The sequence below is a fragment of the Sphingomonas sp. genome, from assembly GCF_036387535.1.
In the GTDB taxonomy this organism is placed as follows: domain Bacteria; phylum Pseudomonadota; class Alphaproteobacteria; order Sphingomonadales; family Sphingomonadaceae; genus Sphingomonas_R.
In genome coordinates this window covers 1-3,195 of sequence record NZ_DASVTO010000091.1, presented here as the reverse complement: position 1 = coordinate 3,195, position 3,195 = coordinate 1, and the positions used below count along the sequence as shown (strand labels likewise).

The window sequence follows — 3,195 nt, the reverse complement described above, 5'->3', positions numbered from 1 at the left end:
AGCATGGATCCTTCGTGATTGCCCCAGGCGCCGGCGAACTTATAGATCCACGGCTTCGTCGACGCGCTGTTCTCGACCACCAGCTCGACCGACATGTCGCTGGCCAGGAACACCGCGATCAGCAGCGCCATCGCCGCGGCGGCCATGATCCCCTGCACCACCGCGACCGGGCGGATCGCCCCGGTCAGCTCCGCCGAACGCTGACGCAGCGCAAGCGTGCCCAGCGCCACCTGCAAGGCAGCGAGCGCAGCAGCGAACCACAAAGCGGCGAGACCAGCTTCGGCGGTCATTGCGCCAGCGTCTTCGTCGCGTGCATCTTGCCCGCCAATTGCGGCGGCATGTATTTCTCGTCGTGCTTCGCCAGCAGATTGTCGGCGACGAACGTGCCGTCGCGGCGAAACGCCCCTTCCGCGACCACGCCGGAGCGTTCCCGGAACAGGTCCGGCACAATCCCGGCGAAGACGACCGGCGTCGTCGCGCGCCCGTCCGTCACCGTGAACCGCACCGTCACGCCGTCGGACGCGTGCGACACCGATCCGGCCGCGACCATCCCGCCCAGCCGCACCGCGCGGCCAACCGGCACGCCATCGCGGCGGACGTCGGACGGCGCGTAGAAGAACGACGCCTGCTCGCCGAGCGCGGACAAGGCCAGCACGGCCGCACCGACGACGGCCGCGACGCCCAGCAGCGCCAGCGTCAGGCGTTGATGCTTCGCCTTCACGGACGCTCCGCCCGGCGCATCGCCAGCCAGCTGACCAGCGTCAGCACGGCTGTGCCGGCCAGCGTCGTCGCATAGGCCGCGATCACGAAAGGCCACGGGTTCATGCGCGCGCCATCCGCCGCATCCGGGCGTCCGCCTTCGCAATGGCCAGCGCGGTGCGCATGCGCATCAGCACGATACCGGCGAACAAGGCGGTGAAGCCCAGCAGCATGATCGGCAGCGGCCACAGGATCGACCCGTCGATCGTCGATTTGGTGAGCCCGATGCTCGGCCCCTGATGCAACGTATTCCACCACACGACGCTGTAGCGGATGATCGGCAGCAGCACCGAACCGGCGATCCCGAACAACGCCGGCACGCGCCCGTCGCCGCCGCGCTCCGCATCGGCACGCGCCAGCGCGATGTACGCGCAATAAACGAAGAACAGCAGCAGCATCGACGTCAGCCGCCCGTCCCATTGCCACCATGTTCCCCAGGTCGGCCGCCCCCAGATCGATCCGCTGACCAGGCAAATGGCCGCGAACGTCGCGCCGGGTAGCGCAATCGCCTGCGCCGCGATGCTGGCAAGGGGGTGGCGCCAGACGAGATAGGCGATGCTGGACAATGCGATGCCACCCCACCCGCCCATGCCCAGCCATGCGGCGGGGACGTGGATGTACAGGATGCGCACCGTCTCCCCCTGCAGATAATCGGGCGGTGTCTGCGTCAACCCGGCCCAGCAGCCGACGGCGATAAGACCTACACCGATCCCCAGCAGGATCGGCGTCAACGGCCGCGCGATCGACAGGAAGCGCGCAGGATTTGCAAGGGCATGAAGGGCAGGCACTATCATCGCGCAATATGGCACGCAGGCCATGTTGTCACGGGCCAGTTGCTCGACGTGGCGGCCGAACATCAACGCCCGATATTCAACGGCCTATCAGACGCCGGGCGATGCGATCGGCGACGGCCGATGCCGGATCGCCGGTCCGGTCGCTTTCGTCCCACACCTGGATCAGCCGATCGGGGATGCGGGCGATGCGCGCGTTGACTTCGGCTTCGTCGCCCTGGCCCAGATATTCCAGGCCGACGTTGATGATGCCGCCGGCGTTGATGACGTAATCGGGGGCGTAGACGATGCCGCGATCGTGCAGGAGGTGGCCGTCTTCACGCGTCGCCAGCTGATTGTTGGCGCCGCCGGCGACGACCTTTGCTTTGAGGGCCGGAATCGATTGCGCGGTCAGGATGGCACCCAGGGCGTTCGGGCTGACGATGTCGGCTTCGCTGGTCAGGATCGCGTCCGCAGCAACCGCCGTCGCGCCTAGTTCCGCGGCCAGGGCCTCCGCCCGCCGCGCATCGACGTCGGCCAGCGTCAGCACCGCGCCGTCCGCCGCCAGCAAGCGCGCAAGCCCGCCACCGACAGAGCCGACGCCCTGAATCGCCACCCGCACGCCGCGCATGTCGTCGGCACGCAGCCCGCGCTTCGCGGCAGCCTTCACGCCCAGATAGACGCCGTGCGCGGTATACGGCCCCGGATCGCCGCCCGCGCTGCCCGCCGCAACGGGCAGGCCGGAGACGTGGCGCGTCTGGCCGGCGATCACTTTCATGCTCGCTTCGGACATGCCGACATCCTCGGCGGTCACATAGCGGCCGTTGAGAGATTCGACCGCTCGGCCGAACGCTTCGAGCTGGAGCGGGGTGATCGTGTCGCCCGGCCGCGCCGCCAGCACCACGCCCTTGCCACCGCCCATCGGCAGATCGGCCATCGCGTTCTTGAAGCTCATGCCGCGCGACAGGCGCAGCGCATCGGTGATCGCGCCGCCGCTGGTCGGGTAATGCCAGAAGCGCACGCCCCCTGCGGCCGGCCCGAGATGCGTCGAATGGACCGCGATCACGGCATGCAACCCCGATGTCGGATCGGTGAAGAGGTGGACCCCCTCATGGTCGTCGAAATCGGGAAAGCCCCAGGTGCTCATGGATCGCGAAACTCAGGGGAGGACGGAGAAAATGGGGCGACCGACGGGACTTGAACCCGCAACTTCCGGCATCACAAGCCGACGCTCTAACCAATTGAACTACGGTCGCCGCGAAGCCCGCGCCCCTAGCGGTCGGGGCGGCCCTGCGTCAAGGCCGTCAGAACGAACCCTGGATGGAAAGGGCGTAGCCGCCCGGCCCCTGCACGAAGCCCAGCGACGTAAGCCGCTGCACCGCCGCCGGATCGGTGGGTTGCAGGGACAGGGTGGCGCGGTAACGCCCATCGCCGGCCACGCGCAGATCGACCCGCTCCGCGCCCGCCTGACCGGTCAGTGGGACAAGCAGATCGGTGCCGTCGCAGCGGATCGAGCCGCCGAGCGTCGGTGGCAGCGCAATCCCCTCCAGGTCACCCGCCAGCGTGGCCAGCACCCGCCCTTCCGCCGCGACGCAGGCACCGTTCTCGAACCGGACGCTCAGTCCCTCCAGCGTCAATCGCGTGACCGGCATCGGAGCGAACGCAC

General features: G+C 68.7%; 3 protein-coding genes, 1 tRNA gene and 2 pseudogenes. All 6 read right to left on the bottom strand.

The annotated features are described in order from the left end of the window. Positions 1-290: pseudogene (locus tag VF649_RS08610) on the bottom strand (heme lyase NrfEFG subunit NrfE); the annotation flags it as partial. Next, on the bottom strand, positions 287-721 hold the full coding sequence (gene ccmE / locus VF649_RS08605; RefSeq protein WP_331011550.1) for a cytochrome c maturation protein CcmE: 435 nt from the start codon (positions 719-721) through the stop codon (positions 287-289). The gene ccmE and the pseudogene VF649_RS08610, both read right to left, overlap by 4 nt. Before the next feature lie 100 nt (positions 722-821). Then, positions 822-1,547 carry a heme ABC transporter permease CcmC gene (gene ccmC, locus VF649_RS08600; protein ID WP_331011551.1) on the bottom strand — a complete coding sequence of 242 codons (726 nt, stop codon included), beginning with the start codon at positions 1,545-1,547 and terminating at the stop codon, positions 822-824. Between the two features lie 82 nt (positions 1,548-1,629). Continuing rightward, positions 1,630-2,676, bottom strand: coding sequence for a Glu/Leu/Phe/Val family dehydrogenase (locus VF649_RS08595; RefSeq protein ID WP_331011549.1), 1,047 nt, complete (start codon positions 2,674-2,676; stop codon positions 1,630-1,632). A gap of 32 nt (positions 2,677-2,708) precedes the next feature. Continuing rightward, positions 2,709-2,785, bottom strand: a tRNA-His gene (locus VF649_RS08590). 48 nt (positions 2,786-2,833) lie between these two features. Then, positions 2,834-3,195, bottom strand: a pseudogene (locus tag VF649_RS08585) (type II secretion system protein N); the annotation flags it as partial.